Raw genomic sequence first — 15,570 nt, forward strand, 5'->3', positions numbered from 1 at the left:
CTCATGCCTGCACCAGGGGGCCGGGGTTCTTCAGGTATTGCTCGCGGATGGCGCGCGCCGCCCAGTAGGTTAGGGCCGCCACCAGGCCGGTGGGGTTGTAGCCCAAGCCCTGGGGAAAGGCCGAGGCGCCCGGCACGAAGACGTTGTGCACGTCCCAGCTCTGCAGGTAGCGATTGACCGCGCTGGTCTTGGGATCGGTACCCATGATGGCGCCGCCGTTGAGGTGGGTGGTCTGGTAGCTGGCGGTGTTGAAGTGCCCGCCGAACTCCTTGACCGAGACGCTGATGTGCTCGGGGCTCATGGCCTCGGCGATCTTCTTCATCTTGGCCGCCATGAAGCGGGTCATGCGGATGTCGTTGTCCTTCCAGTCGAAGGTCATGCGCAGCAGCGGCTGGCCATAGGCGTCACGGTAGGTGGGGTCCAGGTCCAGGTAGTTGTCGCGATAGGACTGGTGCGCACCGTGGGCGTCCATCGACAGCTGATGGTTGTAGTAGCCGGCCTGGGCCTTTTTCCAGGCACTGCCCCACTGGGGCGTGCCGGGCGGATTGGCTGCCCCGGCGATGGGCCGGGTGCCGGCCTGGTTGACCCACATAGGCGAGCCGCCGACGAAGCCGTGGGGGCCGTGGTCGAAGTTGTCGGCGTTGAAGTCGTCCACCGCCACGCCATTGCCGCCGGCGCCGATGAAGGGATTGGTGTGGTGCTGGTCCTGGCGGAAGAAGGCCTTGATGGTGGCCATGTTCTGGTAGGCGAAGTTGCGCCCGACCACGCCCTCGCCGGTCCTGGGATCATAGGGCTGGCCAATGCCCGACAGCAGCATGAGGCGCACGTTGTTGAACTGGAAGGCGGCGAGGATGACGATGTCGGCCGGCTGTTCCAGCTCCTGGCCCTGGGCGTCCAGGTAGGTCACCCCGGTGGCCTTCTTGCCGGTGCTGTCCAGGTTCACCCGCAGCACATGGGCCTGGCTGCGCAACTCGAAGCGCGGCTCCTGCTTGAGCGCCGGCAGGATGTTGAGATTCGGCGAGGCCTTGGAATACATGTAGCAGACGTAGCCGCTGCAGTAGCCGCAGAAGTTGCAGGGCCCCATCTGGCACCCATAGGGGTTGGTGTAGGGCCCCGAGGTGTTGGCCGAGGGCAGGTTGTAGGGGTGATAACCCACGTCCCGCGCGGCCTTCTCGAACAGTTGCGCCGAGACGGTGTTCTTTTGCGCCGGCAGCGGGAAGTCGCTGGAGCGATCCGCGGCATAGGGGTTGCCGCCCTTGCCGTCGCCTACGACCTGGCCCTTGACGCTCCAGGCGGTGCCCGAGGTGCCAAAGACCTTTTCGGCGAAGTCGAAGTAGGGCTCCAGCTCGCCGTAGCTGACGCCGAAGTCCTGGATGGTCATGCCGTCGGGGATGAATTTCTTGCCGTAGCGTTCTTCATAGTGACTGCGCAGGCGCAGTTCCACCGGATCGACGCGGAAGTGCACCCCCGACCAGTGCAGGCCGGCGCCGCCCACCCCATCGCCGGGCAGGAAGACACCGAGCTGGCGGTTGGGCAGGGCGACATCGTTGACGCTGTGGCGGATGGTGACGGTTTCCTTGGAGACATCGACGAACAGCTTCTTGCGGATGCTGTAGGTGAGTTCGTCGATCACCTGGGGGTAGGAGCCGTCGGGATAGGTGTCGCGGTAGCTGCCGCGCTCTAGGGCTACCACGTCCAGACCGGCCTCGGTCAGTTCCTTGGCCATGATGGCGCCGGTCCAGCCGAAGCCGACGATCACTACCTGCTTGCTGGGCAATACCTTGGCCATCAACCGCGCTCCCCGCGAATGGAGACCGGCGGCAGCGGATAGCGCTCGTCGCGCTCCACCCAGTCCATGAAGTCGGCGCGGGCGCCGGGGAAATTCACCAGCTTCCAGCCGACCAGCTGCTTGTTGCCGCCATGCAGCGGATCGCAATAGAAGCCTTCCTTGGTGTTCTGCAGCAGCTGGGCGAAGAACAGCTTGGCCGGCACGCCCTCGAGCGCGGCGTCACCGCTTTCCAGGGCCTTGAGGGCCACGTCCTGGTAGGCGGGTGCCAGCTCGGCGAAGACCTTGCCGTACTGCTGACGGGTCCAGCGATCCACCGCGGCGATGCCCAGGCGATAGAGGTCCTGGGGTACCAGGCGACTCTGGTAGCCCATCTCCGGTGCAGCATCAATGGCGAAGGGACCCTGCATGTACCAGAGGCCGCCGCGGGCATAGGCGGTCTGCATCTGCCGGTCGATGAATTCCGGCGCCCCGGCCTCCAGCGCGCCCGGGCCGAGTTCGTCCGCCGGAATCAGCCGGGCCACCGCGGCCTGCACGAAGGCCCATTCCTCGGCGTTGAAGAACACCGGTTGATAGTGGTCGGCGCGCGGACTGCTGCCCGGCTTGGCGTCTGTCGTGGATGCGGCCAGGGCCAGGCCCGAGGGGGCACCGCCCGCCAGAGCGACCACGGGAATCAGGCTCAGGGACTTGCGCAGGAAGTCGCGGCGGGCCGGGACGGAATCGTCTGCGGACATGGTCAGGGGTCTCATCAGGTGCCCGACATAAAAACTCAGGGCTTATGGTTAGCTAGCTAATATGTTGGAATATTACCAATATCCACTGGTCGCGGTTACATTTTGTCGCAGCTGTGCAGAGGCCACGCGGCCCGGCAAGTTCCCTCGCTCCCGTCGCGAAGGGAAAAGCGCCTGGGGCGCGGCCTCGGGTGAGCTTGGTGTGGCGAGAACCGGTCGCGACGCTCCAGGCCTGGCGATCTCGCCGTCGTGGGTGGCATTTCCGACCCTGTGGACCAGGTTGCTGGCGCTCAGATCTTGCCTGAGTTACCTAAGGTTCCACCTTTGCAAGCACCATAAGGGTGCAAGTTGCACAAGGTGATACCTAACGAAGCAAGCCAAACGGTCTTGTGCACTTAAAAGAAATCACTTTGCACATCAGATGGTTAGCGCGATAGCTCGCTGGAGCGCCGCTTTTTCGCCGCTTTCCGCGAGGCATTGCACTCTTTGAGTTCGATTTGTGCCGATTTCAGCAGGGATGGCGCGCAAGTTGCACTTGGGAGGCTTTCCGTTGTCAGGTAACACCTTATGTCCAACGTAGAATGCAGCCTCTCTCCGGCGCTCAAACCGCGCCATGTGACCATGTTGTCCATCGCCGGGGTGATCGGTGCCGGCCTGTTCGTCGGCTCCGGTCATGCCATCGCCGCGGCCGGCCCGGCCGTACTGCTGGCCTATGCCCTGGCCGGTACCCTGGTGGTGCTGGTCATGCGCATGCTGGGTGAAATGGCCGTCGCCTCGCCCGATACCGGTTCCTTTTCCTCTTATGCGCAGCAGGGCATCGGTCGCTGGGCCGGCTTCACCATCGGCTGGCTGTACTGGTGGTTCTGGGTGCTGGTGATTCCGCTGGAGGCGGTGGCCGCCGCGGCCATCCTCAGTGCCTGGTTCCCGGCGATCGCCACCTGGCAGTTCGCCCTGATCATCACCGGCATCCTGACCGTGACCAACCTGTTCAGCGTCGCCAAGTACGGCGAGTTCGAATTCTGGTTCGCCCTGCTCAAGGTCATCGCCATCGTCGCCTTCATCGCCCTGGGCGCGGCGGCCCTGGTCGGGGCCCTGCCGGGTCGCGAGGTCAGTGGCCTGAGCAACCTGATGGCCCATACCGGCGGCTTCATGCCCAATGGCTTCGGCGCGGTGCTGGGTGCCCTGCTGACCACCATGTTTAGCTTCATGGGGACCGAGATCGTCACCATCGCCGCCGCCGAGTCCAAGGACCCGTCGCGGCAGATCAGCAGGGCCACCAACTCGGTGATCTGGCGGATCGCGCTGTTCTATCTGGTCTCCATCTTCCTGGTGGTGTCCATGGTGCCCTGGAACGATGCCCAGCTGCCGCTGGTGGGTTCCTATCAGCGTGCCCTGGAGATCCTGTCGATCCCCAACGCCAAGCTGATCGTCGACTGCGTGGTGCTGGTCGCCGTGGCCAGCTGCCTGAACTCGGCGCTCTATACCGCGTCGCGCATGCTCTATTCGCTGGCTCGCCGTGGCGATGCCCCGGCCAAGCTGGGTCGGGCCTCCAGCAGCGGTGTACCGCGAGCTGCGGTGCTGGCCAGTACCGCCGTGGGCTTCCTCACCACCATTGCCAACTACACCATGCCCGAGGCGGTGTTCAGTTTCCTGCTGTCCACCTCCGGTGCCGTCGCCCTGCTGGTCTACCTGGTGATCGCCGTGACCCAGCTGCGCCTGAGACGCAAGCTGATGGCCCGCGGCGAGCAGCTGGAATTCCGCATGTGGCTGTTCCCCTGGCTGACCTGGGCGGTGATCGTCTTCATCGTCGGCGCCCTGACCGTGATGCTGTTCAGCGAAGCCCATCGCTTCGAGATCCTGGCGACCGGTCTGCTGGCACTGGTAGTCGTGGCCATCGGCACCTGGGTCGGCCGTCGCCAGCCTGCCACGCCGAGCCTGGCTGCTGCCGTACGTTGATCACAAGAGGCTTCCGACGTCGCCAGGCGTCGGGAGCGCTCCTTTCTGGAGCACTGAGGCCTTTCCAGGCTGGACAGCGGGTGCGGTAACAGGTAGAACAGCACTCCTGTTTTGTTGGCTAAAGGCCAACTGTACAGCTCAGATTTCCGCGATGTTCCCTCTGGTAACCAAATTTTGCACTGCAATGGTGCAATACGTTACAGAATGACCCAAATTGCAGCAGTACAGTTGCAATTGTGTGCGAGGTGATCCGCGAACCTTTCCCTGTACTGTTACTGGCGGTAGCACTCGTCCGGCGAGACAATGGCGCCATTCGATGACCAGTACCCGTCACAAGCGGGAAGGAAAGCCACCATGGAACGCACCTTCAGTTCCTCGCTGTACAACGCCAAGCCCAGCACCCGTGTTCCCGCTGCCCTGCGCGTTATCTCCACCCTGTCCACCTGGCAGCGTCGCATCGCCAGCCGCAATGAACTGGCCCGCCTGGATACCCGTATGCTGGCTGACGCCGGTATCACCGAGGCCCAGCGCTACCAGGAAATGCACAAGCCGTTCTGGCGCTAAGCCCGGCCGCTGCACAGTTTCCACAAACCCCGCTCCGGCGGGGTTTGTTTTGTCCGCCGTCTGTACGGCAGACAACGAAAAGCCCCGGCATGCCGGGGCTTTTCGTTACCGCCGGGGTGGGCGGTTACTGCATGTTGTTCTGGTTGCGGGCGTCGACCTTGTTGGGCTTGTCGCTCTTGAAGGGCACCTCGGCAGCGCCGTCGGCACCCCCTTTGACGGTAGTCTTGCCCGGCACCTCGGTGGTGGCGGCGCCATTGACGGCCGTGGCGCTCTTGGAAGCATCGGCCGCGAAGACACCCGTGGCCATCGACAGCATCACAGCAGCGGTAGAGGTGATCAGCAGCTTTTTCATGAGTTCGGCCTCGTCGAAATGAACCTGTGAATCTGATAGGGCCCGCACCGCAAGGGCGTCGGGCATCAGCTGCAGACGGACAGGTCCACAGCGCACATATCAGTTGACTGCCGCCCGGAATGCCGGGTTCCAGGGCATTTGTGAACATTTGTGGGCGAGTGGCCGCTCCGGTAGCGGGCGTTTGCACCTGACCGTCGGTGTAGCGCTTCCCAAGTGGCCTCAGGCACCTGACAATTCGTCAGACGAACCCCCTGCGACGCGCGTGGTCAGTTCGCAGATCGCGCCTCTTCCACCAACAAGGACAATCATGAGGGCTCTCCGCCTTGCTCGCTTCTGCCAGGTAACGGCTGCTCTGACCCTGGTAACGCTGTTACCGGGCTGCTCCCAGGAGCAACCTCCCACCGAGGAACGGGCACGGGTGGTGGTGGCGCAGCTGAGTCCGATACGGGACAGCCAGCGCATCCCCTTTACCGGAGACATCCAGGCACGCGTCCAGGCGCCGCTCGGTTTTCGGGTGAGTGGCAAGATCAGCGAGCGGCTGGCGGACGTCGGTGATCGCGTGCGCGAGGGCCAGGTGCTGGCCCGGCTGGACCCCCAGGATCTGCGCAACAACCTGGCCGCCGCCCAGGCCCAGGTGGAGGCCCAGGAAGCCCGCACGCGCCTGGCCCGCGTCGATTTCGAGCGCCAGGCCGCGCTGCTGCCCAAGGGCTACACCAGTCGCAGCCAGTACGACCAGGCCCAGGCCACCCTCGACGGTGCGCGCAGCGCCCTGCAGACCGCCATGGCCCAGCGCGACGATGCGCGCAAGCAGCTCGGCTATACCGAGCTGCGCGCCAGTGCCGCCGGAGTACTGACCGCCCGCCATGCCGAAGCCGGGCAGGTGGTCCAGGCCGGGGCGGCGATCTTCGATCTGGCAGTGAGTGGCGAGCTCGACGCCGTCTTCGATCTCTACGAATCCCTGGCCCGCGAACTCAAGGTCGGTCAGACCCTGCCCGTCGTCCTGCAGGCGCAACCGGCGATCACGACCCAGGGCACCCTGCGCGAGATCGCGCCGACGGTGGCCAGCAGCGGCACGGTGCGCATCAAGGTGCAACTCGATCGACCGCCAGCGGCCATGACCCTGGGCGCGGTGGTCAACGCCCAGCTGGAGGGCGTGGCCGAGCAGGGCTTCGCCCTGCCCTGGACGGCGCTGAATGGCACCACCGATCAACCCGCCGCCTGGCGCCTCAATGACGATGGCCGGGTCAGCCTGCAGCCGCTGCGCATCGAGCGCTATACCCGTGACAGCATCATCGTCAGCGACGGGCTCAAGGCCGGTGACCGCATCGTGGTCGCCGGTGGCCAGGCGCTCAGTCCCGGGCAGAAGGTCGAGCTTGCCGAGCGCTCCGCCTTCAACGAGGTGCGGCCATGAAGCCGCTGCTGCCGCTCTGCCTGCTGCTGGTCCTGGCCGGCTGTTCCGACGACGAGGCCCCGCCGCCGCCGATCCGGCCGGTGGCGACCCTGACCCTCAGTGCCCCGCCGCCCGGGCGCGAGGTCTTCGCCGGCAGCATCCAGGCGCGCTACGAGAGCGTGCTGGGCTTTCGCGTCGGCGGCCGCATGACCCGCCGGCTGCTGGACGTGGGTCAGCCGGTGCGGCGTGGCCAGTTGCTGGCGGCGCTGGATCCCACCGATCAGGACAACGCCCTGCGCAGTCGCCAGGGCCAGACCGCCGATGCCGAAGCCCAGTGGCGTGATGCGCGCAACGATGCGCGGCGCCAGCAGCAGCTGTTCGACCAGGGGGTCGGCTCGCGCTCCCAGCTGGACCAGGCGCTGACCCGGCTGCACACCCTGGAAGCCTCCCGCGAGCAGGCCCAGAGTGCCGAGCGCCAGGCCCGCGACCAGCGCAACTATGCCGAACTCCAGAGTGATTTCGACGGGGTGATCACCGCCTGGCAGGCCGAGGTCGGCCAGGTGGTCTCCGCCGGTCAGCCGGTGGTGCGGGTCGCCCGGCCGGATGTTCGCGAGGCGGTCCTGGATCTGCCGGCCCAGGCCATCGGCCAGCTGACCCCGGGACGTGTCCTGACCGTGCGCATGGCCCTGGATCCCGAGGTGGCGGTGCAGGGCCGGGTGCGCGAGATCGAGCCCCAGGCCGATGCCACCACCCGCACCCGGCGGGTACGCCTGACTCTGGACGAGCCGCCGGCCGCGCTGCGCATCGGCAGCCTGGTGCAGGGCGAGCTGGAGTCGCCACCGGCCGCGGGCCTGCCGCTGCCGACCCAGGCGCTGCGGCGTCAGGATGGCCGGGCCTCGGTGTGGGTGGTGGAAGGCCAGGGCGAGCAGGCGCAGGTACGCCAGCGTCCGGTCGAGGTGCTGCGCGAGGCCGCTGGTCTGGCGTGGATCGGCAAGGGCCTGAAGGTAGGTGAGCGGGTGGTGACGGCAGGGGTGAACAGTCTCGAGGAGGGACAGCGGGTGAAGGATCAGGAGGGCGCTCGGCCATGAAAGGCTTCAACCTGTCGGACTGGGCGCTGCGCCACCAATCCTTCGTCTGGTACCTGATGTTCGTCGCCCTGCTGATGGGCGTCTTCTCCTACATGAAGCTGGGGCGCGAGGAAGATCCGTCCTTTGCCATCAAGACCATGGTCATCCAGACCCGCTGGCCGGGGGCGACCACCGAGGAGACCCTGCGCCAGGTCACCGAGCGGGTGGAAAAGAAGCTCGAAGAACTGGATTCCCTCGACTACACCAAGAGCTTCACCCGGCCGGGGCAGTCCACGGTGTTCGTCTATCTGCGCGACACCACGCCGGCCAAGGCGATTCCCGACATCTGGTACCAGGTGCGCAAGAAGGTCTCGGACATCCAGGGCGAATTCCCCCAGGGCATCCAGGGACCGGCCTTCAACGACGAATTCGGCGACGTCTTCGGCAGCATCTATGCCTTCACCGGCGACGGCTTCAGCATGCGCCAGCTGCGCGACCAGGTGGAGCAGGTGCGCCGCGAGATCCGCAGCGTGCCCGGCATCGGCAAGGTGCAGCTGATCGGCGCGGAGAACGAGGTCATCTACCTGGACTTCTCCACCCGCAAGCTGGCGGCCCTGGGCATCGACCAGCGCCAGGTGATGCAGAGTCTGCAACAGCAGAATGCGGTGACCCCCTCGGGCACCATCGAATCCGGCGCCGAGCGCATCAGCGTGCGCACCAGTGGCGAATTCCGCTCCACCGCCGATCTGGCCGCCGTCAATCTGCGCATCGACGACCGCTTCTATCGGCTCACCGACCTGGCCGACATCCGCAGCGGCTACGCCGATCCGCCCAGTTCGCTGTTTCGCTACAACGGCCAGCCGGCCATCGGCCTGGCCATCGCCATGAGCAGCGGCGGCAATATCCAGACCTTTGGCAAGGCGCTTACCGAGAAGATGCAGGAGCTGACGGCCGACCTGCCGGTGGGCATCGGCGTGCACGTGGTCTCCAACCAGGCGCAGGTGGTGGAAAAGGCCGTCGGCGGCTTTACCCGGGCGCTGTTCGAGGCGGTCATCATCGTACTGGTGGTGAGCTTCATCAGTCTCGGCGTGCGCGCCGGCCTGGTGGTGGCGCTGTCGATCCCCCTGACCCTGGCGCTTGTGTTCGTCTTCATGGAGTACAGCGGTATCACCATGCAGCGGATTTCCCTGGGCGCCCTGATCATCGCCCTCGGTCTGCTGGTGGACGACGCCATGATCACCGTGGAGATGATGGTGACCAAGCGCGAGGAGGGCGAGTCGCTGCACCGCTCGGCGACCTTCGCCTACGAGTCGACCGCCTTTCCCATGCTCACCGGCACCCTGGTGACGGTAGCCGGCTTCGTGCCCATCGGGCTCAATTCCAGCAGCGCCGGCCAGTACACCTTCACTCTGTTCGCGGTGATCGCGGTGGCGCTGCTCCTGTCCTGGATCGTCGCGGTGTTCTTTTCGCCGGTGATCGGCGTGCACATCCTGCCGAAGAAGGTGAAGCAGAAGGACCACGACCAGCCCGGCCGCCTGGCACGCTGGTCCGACGGTCTGCTGCTGGGCGCCATGCGCCACCGCTGGCTGACCATCCTCCTCACGGTGCTGCTGTTCGCCGCGGCGCTGTTCTCGATGAAGTTCGTGCAGAACCAGTTCTTCCCGTCCTCGGATCGACCCGAACTGCTGATCGACTTCAACCTGCCGCAGAACGCCTCCCTCGACGCCACTCGCGCGCAGATGGACAGATTCGAGAAGACCCTGGCCGACGATCCGGACGTGGCCCACTGGAGTTCCTATGTCGGCCAGGGCGCGGTGCGCTTCTATCTGCCGCTGGACCAGCAGCTGGAGAATCCCTTCTATGGCCAGGTGATCCTGGTGGCCAAGGACCTGGAGGCGCGCAATCGCCTGCTGCCCAAGCTCAAGCAGCGGCTGCGCCAGGACTTCGTCGGCCTGTCCGGCTACGTCCAGCCGCTGGAGATGGGTCCGCCGGTGGGCCGGCCGATCCAGTACCGCATCAGTGGCCCCGACGTCGCCGAGGTACGCCGCCAGGCCCTGGCGCTGGCCAGCGTGCTGGGCAAGAGTCCCCAGCTGGGGGACTTCCTCTACGACTGGAACGAGCCGGCGCGGATGCTCAAGGTCGAGGTCAACCAGGACAAGGCGCGGCAGCTGGGCTTCTCGTCCCAGGACGTGGCGCAGATCCTCAATGGCGTGGTGACCGGTACCCCGGTGACCCAGGTACGCGACGACATCTACCTGGTCAACGTGGTGGCGCGGGCCAGCGAGGCCGAGCGGCGCTCGGTGGAAACCCTGGAGAATCTGCAGATCATGACGCCCCAGGGCGTCGCGGTGCCGCTCAAGGCCTTCGCCCGTATCGACTACGCCCTGGAGCAGCCGCTGGTATGGCGCCGCGATCGGCTGCCCACCATCACCCTCAAGGCCTCGATCCTCAGCGAGATCCAGGCGCCGGATCTGGTCAAGCAGCTGCAGCCGGACGTGGATGCCTTCATCGCCAAGCTGCCGCCGCGTTATCAGGTGGCGGTAGGCGGCACGGTGGAGGAGAGCAGCAAGGCCCAGGGCCCGATCGCCGAGGTGGTGCCGCTGATGCTGTTCCTCATGGCCACCTTCCTGATGATCCAGCTGCACAGCATCCGCAAGCTGTTCCTGGTGGCGAGCGTGGCGCCCCTCGGGCTGATCGGCGTGGTGCTGGGCTTGATCCCCTTCGGCCAGCCGCTGGGCTTCGTCGCCATCCTCGGGGTACTGGCGCTGATCGGCATCATCATCCGCAACTCGGTGATCCTGGTGACCCAGATCGACGCCTTCGAGCGTGACGGTCGCTCGCCCTGGGACGCCGTGGTGGAAGCCACCCGGCACCGGCGCCGGCCGATCCTGCTGACCGCCGCGGCGGCCAGCCTGGGCATGATTCCCATCGCCCGCGAGGTGTTCTGGGGGCCGATGGCCTACGCCATGATCGGCGGCATCGTCGCGGCGACCCTGTTGACGCTGCTGTTCCTGCCGGCGCTGTACATCGCCAGCTATCGCATTCGCGAGCCGGGGCGTGAGGAACGATGAGCGAAACGGTAGGGCAAAAAAACGGCCCTCTTGCGGAGGTCTCCAGAGGAGACATCTGCCAGAAGGCCGCAAGGAGCTATCCAAGGAGCCACTGCCGGAGGGAAGGATTCGCGCGGTCAGAATGTCGAATCCACAGCGGCTCACCGCACCACTATCGTGCGTGCGACTTTTTCAATAAAGTGACGGCTTGACGAAACTCCATTGCGAAAAAGGCAATAATGGATATTTTCCAAGGCATGCGCATCTTCGTCCGGGTGGTGGATCTGGGCAGTCTCACGGCTGCCGCCCACACCCTCGCTCTGTCTACCGCCCAGGTGTCGCGCCTGCTGGCGGAACTGGAAAGCCACCTGCAGACCCGCCTGCTGCACCGCACCACCCGGCGCCTGGCGCTGACCGAGGCGGGTGAACGCTACCTCGAACGCTGCCGACGCATCCTGCAGGATGTCGGCGAGGCCGAGGCCGAAGCCAGCGGCGCCCATCTCAAGCCCCATGGCCATCTGCGCCTGCATTCCATGACCGGCCTCGGCACTCAACTGCTGGCGCCCCTGGTGTCACGCTTCTGCGCGCGCTATCCCCATGTCGAGATCGTCATGACGCTCTCGCAGAACCATCCGGCGCTGCTGGAGGATGGGCATGACATCGCCATCACCCTGGACACCGAACTGGCCGATTCGGATTTCGTCGCCCAGCGTCTCGGCGGTGTCTACAGCGTGGTCTGCGCGGCGCCCAGCTACCTGGCGCAGCGTCCGGCACCCAAGGTGCCCGCCGATCTCGCCGAGCACGACTGCCTGCGCCTGATGGATCCGAACTTCTCCGAACGCTGGGTCTTCGCCGGCGAAGACGGCGAGCAGCAGGTCGCGCCGCGCTATGTCTTCCAGGTCAACGTCGCCGAGGCCCTGGCCAGCGTGGCCCGCCAGGGCATGGGCATCTGCCTGCTGCCCAGCTACATCGCGGTCAACTACCTGCGCGATGGCAGTCTGGTACGGCTGCTGCCCAACTTCCGCCTGCGCGAGCGCAATATCCATGCGCTCTATCCCTCGCGGCGCTTTCTCGATGCCAAGATCAAGACCTGGATCGACTTCCTCAAGGAAGAATTGCCCGAGCGCCTGCAGCTGGAGAACCGGGTGCTGGAAGATCAGCGCTACTGGGCCAAGGACTAGGGCCGAGCTTGTTGCAGGTTTTGTAACAGTGATTTAGTTAGCATGCTATTTATTAGGCTGCGTTCTTTACCTAGAATGGTCCTGTACCCCGATGAACACGACCTTTTAGGAGTTCGCCATGAAACGTTCTCTGTCCGCCCTGGTGCTGACCCTTGCCACCCTGACCGCCGCCCAGTTCGCCGCTGCCGACGACAATCCCAGCCTGAGATACAAGCTGGTCGATCAGAATCATGCCGCCATGCAGCACTACAGTGATCAAGCCGCTCCCGCCGCCGACGCGCGTCGCTGAGCCGCTCCGTTTTCGAAAGACCACCCCTCTTTGCTCCTTTGGTCTTTCTCCGCCGCACCCTTCGGGTGCGGCTTTTTTATATCTGCGGCACACTGAGCCCCTGACCTTGTCGAGGTGCTCATGACCGCCATTTCCGCTCAACGACTTGCCGACCTGCGGGCCTTCCTGGCCGAACAGGGCGCCGATGCCTGCCTGATCCCCAGCGCCGATCCCCATCTGTCCGAATACCTGCCGGAACACTGGCAGGGCCGTGCCTGGCTGTCCGGTTTCACCGGCTCCGCCGGGCTGCTGCTGGTGACGCGCCAGGCCGCTGGCGTCTGGACCGACAGCCGCTACTGGGAGCAGGCCACCCAGGAGTTGGCGGACAGCGGCATCGACCTGATGAAGCAGGTCGCCAGCCAGCCCCAGGCCCACCTGCAGTGGCTGGCCGAGCAGGTGCCCGCGGGTGGCACGGTACTGGTGGACGGCCAGGTGCTGTCGCTCGGCGCCGCGGCGGCCCTGCGCCGGGCACTGGAACCCAAGGGTATCCAGCTACGAACCGACCTCGATCCCCTGGCGACGATCTGGACCGGGCGCCCCGCGCTGCCGGCCGCGCCTATCTACGCCCATGCGGCGCCCCATGCGCCCCAGCCGCGCAGCGCCAAGCTCGCCCAGGTGCGCCAAGCAATGGTCGAGGCCGACACCGCCTGGCATTTCATCTCTTCGCTGGACGACATCGCCTGGCTGCTCAACCTGCGCGGCGCGGATGTGCCCTACAACCCGGTGTTCCTCGCCCATCTGCTGCTGAGTCAGGACAGCTGCCAGCTGTTCATCGATCCGGCCAAGGTGCCGGCCGAGCTCCGCGCGGCCCTGGAGGCGGACGGCGTGACCCTGGCCGACTACCACCAGGCCGCCACCGAGCTGGCCAGCCTGCCGGCTGGTAGTCGCCTGCTGGTGGACCCGGCGCGGGTTACCCTGGGGCTGGCCGAGGCCGCGCCCCAGGGCGTCGAGCGGCGCGAGCAGATCAATCCCTCGACCCTGCTCAAGGCCTGCAAGACCGCCGCGGAAGTGGCCCAGGTGCGGACCGCCATGGAAGAGGATGGCGCGGCGCTGTGCGTCTTCTTTGCCCGCTTCGAGGCGGCCCTGGCCCGCGGCGAGCGCCTCACCGAGCTGACCGTGGACGACTGGCTGAGCGAAGCCCGCGCCGCCCGGCCGAATTTCGTCTCCCTGAGCTTCGCCACCATCGCCGGCTTCAATGCCGGCGGCGCCCTGCCGCATTACCGCGCCACCGAGGAGGCCCATGCCGAGCTCCAGGGCGACGGCCTGCTGCTGATCGACAGCGGCGGCCAGTACCTAGGCGGCACCACCGACATCACCCGGGTGGTGCCCATCGGCACCCCCAGCGCCGCCCAGCGCCGCGACTTCACCCTGGTGCTCAAGGGCATGCTGGCGCTGTCGCGAGCGCGCTTCCCGGCCGGCGTCGCCGCACCCATGCTCGATGCCCTGGCGCGCGAGCCGATCTGGGCCGCCGGCATCGACTACGGCCACGGCACCGGGCATGGCGTGGGCTATTTCCTCAATGTGCACGAGGGACCTCAGTCGATTTCCTTCTATGCCACGGTCACCCCGCACCATGTCCTGCGCGAGGGCATGATCACCTCCAACGAACCGGGCATCTATCGGCCCGGCCAGTGGGGCGTGCGGCTGGAAAACCTGCTGCTGTGCACCCGCGCGGAAACCACCGAATTCGGCGATTTCCTGGCCTTCGAGACCCTGACCCTCTGTCCGCTGGACACCCGCTGCCTGGATCTGGCGCTGCTGCGCAGCGACGAGCTGGACTGGCTGGATGGCTATCACGCCGAGGTCCGCCGTCGCGTGCTGCCGCTGGTCGAGGGCGCCGCGCGCGACTGGCTGCTGGCCCGTACCGAACCCGTCGCGAGGACTGCCCGATGAGCAGCAACGCCCAGCAATTCGCCAGTGACAACTATTCCGGCATCTGCCCGGAAGCCTGGGCCGCCATGGCCGCGGCCAACGTCGGCCACGAGACCGCCTACGGCAACGACACCTGGACGGCGCGCGCCGCCGATCGCTTTCGCCAGCTGTTCGAGACCGACTGCGAGGTGTTCTTCGCCTTCAACGGCACCGCGGCCAACTCCCTGGCCCTGGCGGCGCTGTGCCAGAGCTACCACAGCGTGATCTGCTCCGACACCGCCCACGTCGAGACCGACGAATGCGGCGCGCCGGAGTTCTTTTCCAACGGCTCCAAGCTGCTGCTGGCGCCGGCCCATCAGGGCAAGCTGACGCCGGGCGCTATCCAGCAGATCGCCACCAAGCGCGCCGACATCCACTTTCCCAAGCCGCGCGCGGTGACCGTTACCCAGGCCACCGAGGTGGGCACCCTCTATGGCCTCAACGAACTGCAGGCCATCAGCGCCACCTGCCACGACCTCGGCCTGCACCTGCACATGGACGGCTCGCGCTTTTCCAACGCCGTGGCCGGCCTGGGCTGTACGCCGGCCGAGGTGACCTGGAAGGCCGGCGTCGACGTGCTCTGCTTTGGCGGTACCAAGAGCGGCATGGCGGTGGGCGAGGCCATCCTCTTCTTCAATCGCGACCTGGCCGAGGACTTCGAGTACCGCTGCAAGCAGGCTGGCCAGCTGGCGTCCAAGATGAGATTTCTCTCCGCGCCCTGGCTCGGCGTGCTGGAAAACGACACCTGGCTGCGCCACGCCCGCCATGCCAACGCCATGGCCCAGCTGCTCGCCGAGCGCGTGCGCGACGTGCCCGGCGTGGACTTCATGTTCCCGGTGGAAGCCAACTCGGTATTCCTGCAGCTCTCGGAACCGGCGCTGGAATTCCTGCGCAACCGCGGTTGGCGCTTCTACACCTTCATCGGCAGCGGCGGGGCGCGTTTCATGTGCTCCTGGGACACCGAGGAAGCTCGGGTGCTTGAGCTGGCGGCGGATATTCGGACGGCGATGGGCGGGTAGGGCGTATCGCGGCCGCTCCTACAGCAGCCAGATAGCCTGTAGGAGCGGTCGCATCGGCGGACCGCCACGGCCGCGATCAGCTCTGGCACGAGGATTGTCGCAGCCGTGGCGGTGCGCCGATGGGACGGGCCCGACGATCGATCGCGCTCTGGCCAGGGCGGATGGCGCTGAACGCCTGCTCGGCTGACCCCCTCTCCCCCTTGGGAGAGGGCTGGGGTGAGGGTGTCCCTCGCCA

General features: G+C 66.2%; 12 protein-coding genes. 9 read left to right on the forward strand and 3 right to left on the reverse strand.

From position 1 onward, the window contains the following. Position 1: 1 nt before the first annotated feature. A complete protein-coding gene (locus tag BGI51_RS08375) occupies positions 2–1,789 on the reverse strand; it encodes a GMC family oxidoreductase (protein WP_187980864.1) in 1,788 nt (595 codons plus the stop codon). Beyond that, complete coding sequence (locus BGI51_RS08380; protein ID WP_187980865.1) at positions 1,789–2,520, reverse strand: gluconate 2-dehydrogenase subunit 3 family protein; 732 nt, start codon at positions 2,518–2,520, stop codon at positions 1,789–1,791. Before BGI51_RS08380 ends, BGI51_RS08375 begins: the two co-directional genes overlap by 1 nt. 564 nt (positions 2,521–3,084) lie before the next feature. On the opposite strand from BGI51_RS08380, the gene gabP reads away from it, so the two are divergent. Together gabP and BGI51_RS08390 are read left to right on the forward strand one after the other, a co-directional pair. Then, positions 3,085–4,473, forward strand: a complete 1,389-nt coding sequence (gabP, locus tag BGI51_RS08385) for a GABA permease (protein ID WP_187980866.1) — start codon at positions 3,085–3,087, stop codon at positions 4,471–4,473. A gap of 354 nt (positions 4,474–4,827) precedes the next feature. Further along, positions 4,828–5,037: a DUF1127 domain-containing protein gene (locus tag BGI51_RS08390; RefSeq protein WP_133860393.1), complete on the forward strand. Its 210-nt coding sequence runs from the start codon at positions 4,828–4,830 to the stop codon at positions 5,035–5,037. Between the two features lie 124 nt (positions 5,038–5,161). On the opposite strand, the gene BGI51_RS08395 is transcribed toward BGI51_RS08390, so the two are convergent. Then, the gene (locus BGI51_RS08395; protein ID WP_133860394.1) at positions 5,162–5,389 is read right to left on the reverse strand and encodes a hypothetical protein; all 228 of its coding nucleotides are present in this window, start codon (positions 5,387–5,389) and stop codon (positions 5,162–5,164) included. A gap of 307 nt (positions 5,390–5,696) precedes the next feature. Here BGI51_RS08395 and BGI51_RS08400 point away from each other — a divergent pair, with 307 nt between their 5' ends. The 7 genes from BGI51_RS08400 to BGI51_RS08430 all read left to right on the forward strand — a co-directional run bounded on the left by BGI51_RS08400 (position 5,697) and on the right by BGI51_RS08430 (position 15,335). Beyond that, the gene (locus BGI51_RS08400; RefSeq protein ID WP_187980867.1) at positions 5,697–6,800 is read left to right on the forward strand and encodes an efflux RND transporter periplasmic adaptor subunit; all 1,104 of its coding nucleotides are present in this window, start codon (positions 5,697–5,699) and stop codon (positions 6,798–6,800) included. After that, positions 6,797–7,867 (forward strand): efflux RND transporter periplasmic adaptor subunit, encoded by a 1,071-nt coding sequence (locus BGI51_RS08405; RefSeq protein WP_133860396.1) that lies wholly within the window; start codon positions 6,797–6,799, stop codon positions 7,865–7,867. The genes BGI51_RS08400 and BGI51_RS08405 overlap by 4 nt, the downstream gene beginning before the upstream one ends. After that, the gene (locus BGI51_RS08410; protein WP_133860397.1) at positions 7,864–10,917 is read left to right on the forward strand and encodes an efflux RND transporter permease subunit; all 3,054 of its coding nucleotides are present in this window, start codon (positions 7,864–7,866) and stop codon (positions 10,915–10,917) included. Before BGI51_RS08405 ends, BGI51_RS08410 begins: the two co-directional genes overlap by 4 nt. 218 nt (positions 10,918–11,135) lie before the next feature. Next, the gene (locus tag BGI51_RS08415; RefSeq protein ID WP_218568699.1) at positions 11,136–12,077 is read left to right on the forward strand and encodes a LysR family transcriptional regulator; all 942 of its coding nucleotides are present in this window, start codon (positions 11,136–11,138) and stop codon (positions 12,075–12,077) included. Positions 12,078–12,195: 118 nt separating this feature from the next. Further along, positions 12,196–12,366, forward strand: a complete 171-nt coding sequence (locus BGI51_RS08420; RefSeq protein WP_166655881.1) for a hypothetical protein — start codon at positions 12,196–12,198, stop codon at positions 12,364–12,366. A gap of 120 nt (positions 12,367–12,486) precedes the next feature. Then, positions 12,487–14,298 (forward strand): aminopeptidase P family protein, encoded by a 1,812-nt coding sequence (locus BGI51_RS08425; protein ID WP_187980868.1) that lies wholly within the window; start codon positions 12,487–12,489, stop codon positions 14,296–14,298. Further along, positions 14,295–15,335 carry a threonine aldolase family protein gene (locus tag BGI51_RS08430; RefSeq protein ID WP_187980869.1) on the forward strand — a complete coding sequence of 347 codons (1,041 nt, stop codon included), beginning with the start codon at positions 14,295–14,297 and terminating at the stop codon, positions 15,333–15,335. Before BGI51_RS08425 ends, BGI51_RS08430 begins: the two co-directional genes overlap by 4 nt. Positions 15,336–15,570 lie beyond the last annotated feature (235 nt).

The organism is Pseudomonas oryzihabitans, assembly GCF_014522265.1.
Classification (GTDB): domain Bacteria; phylum Pseudomonadota; class Gammaproteobacteria; order Pseudomonadales; family Pseudomonadaceae; genus Chryseomonas; species Chryseomonas aestiva.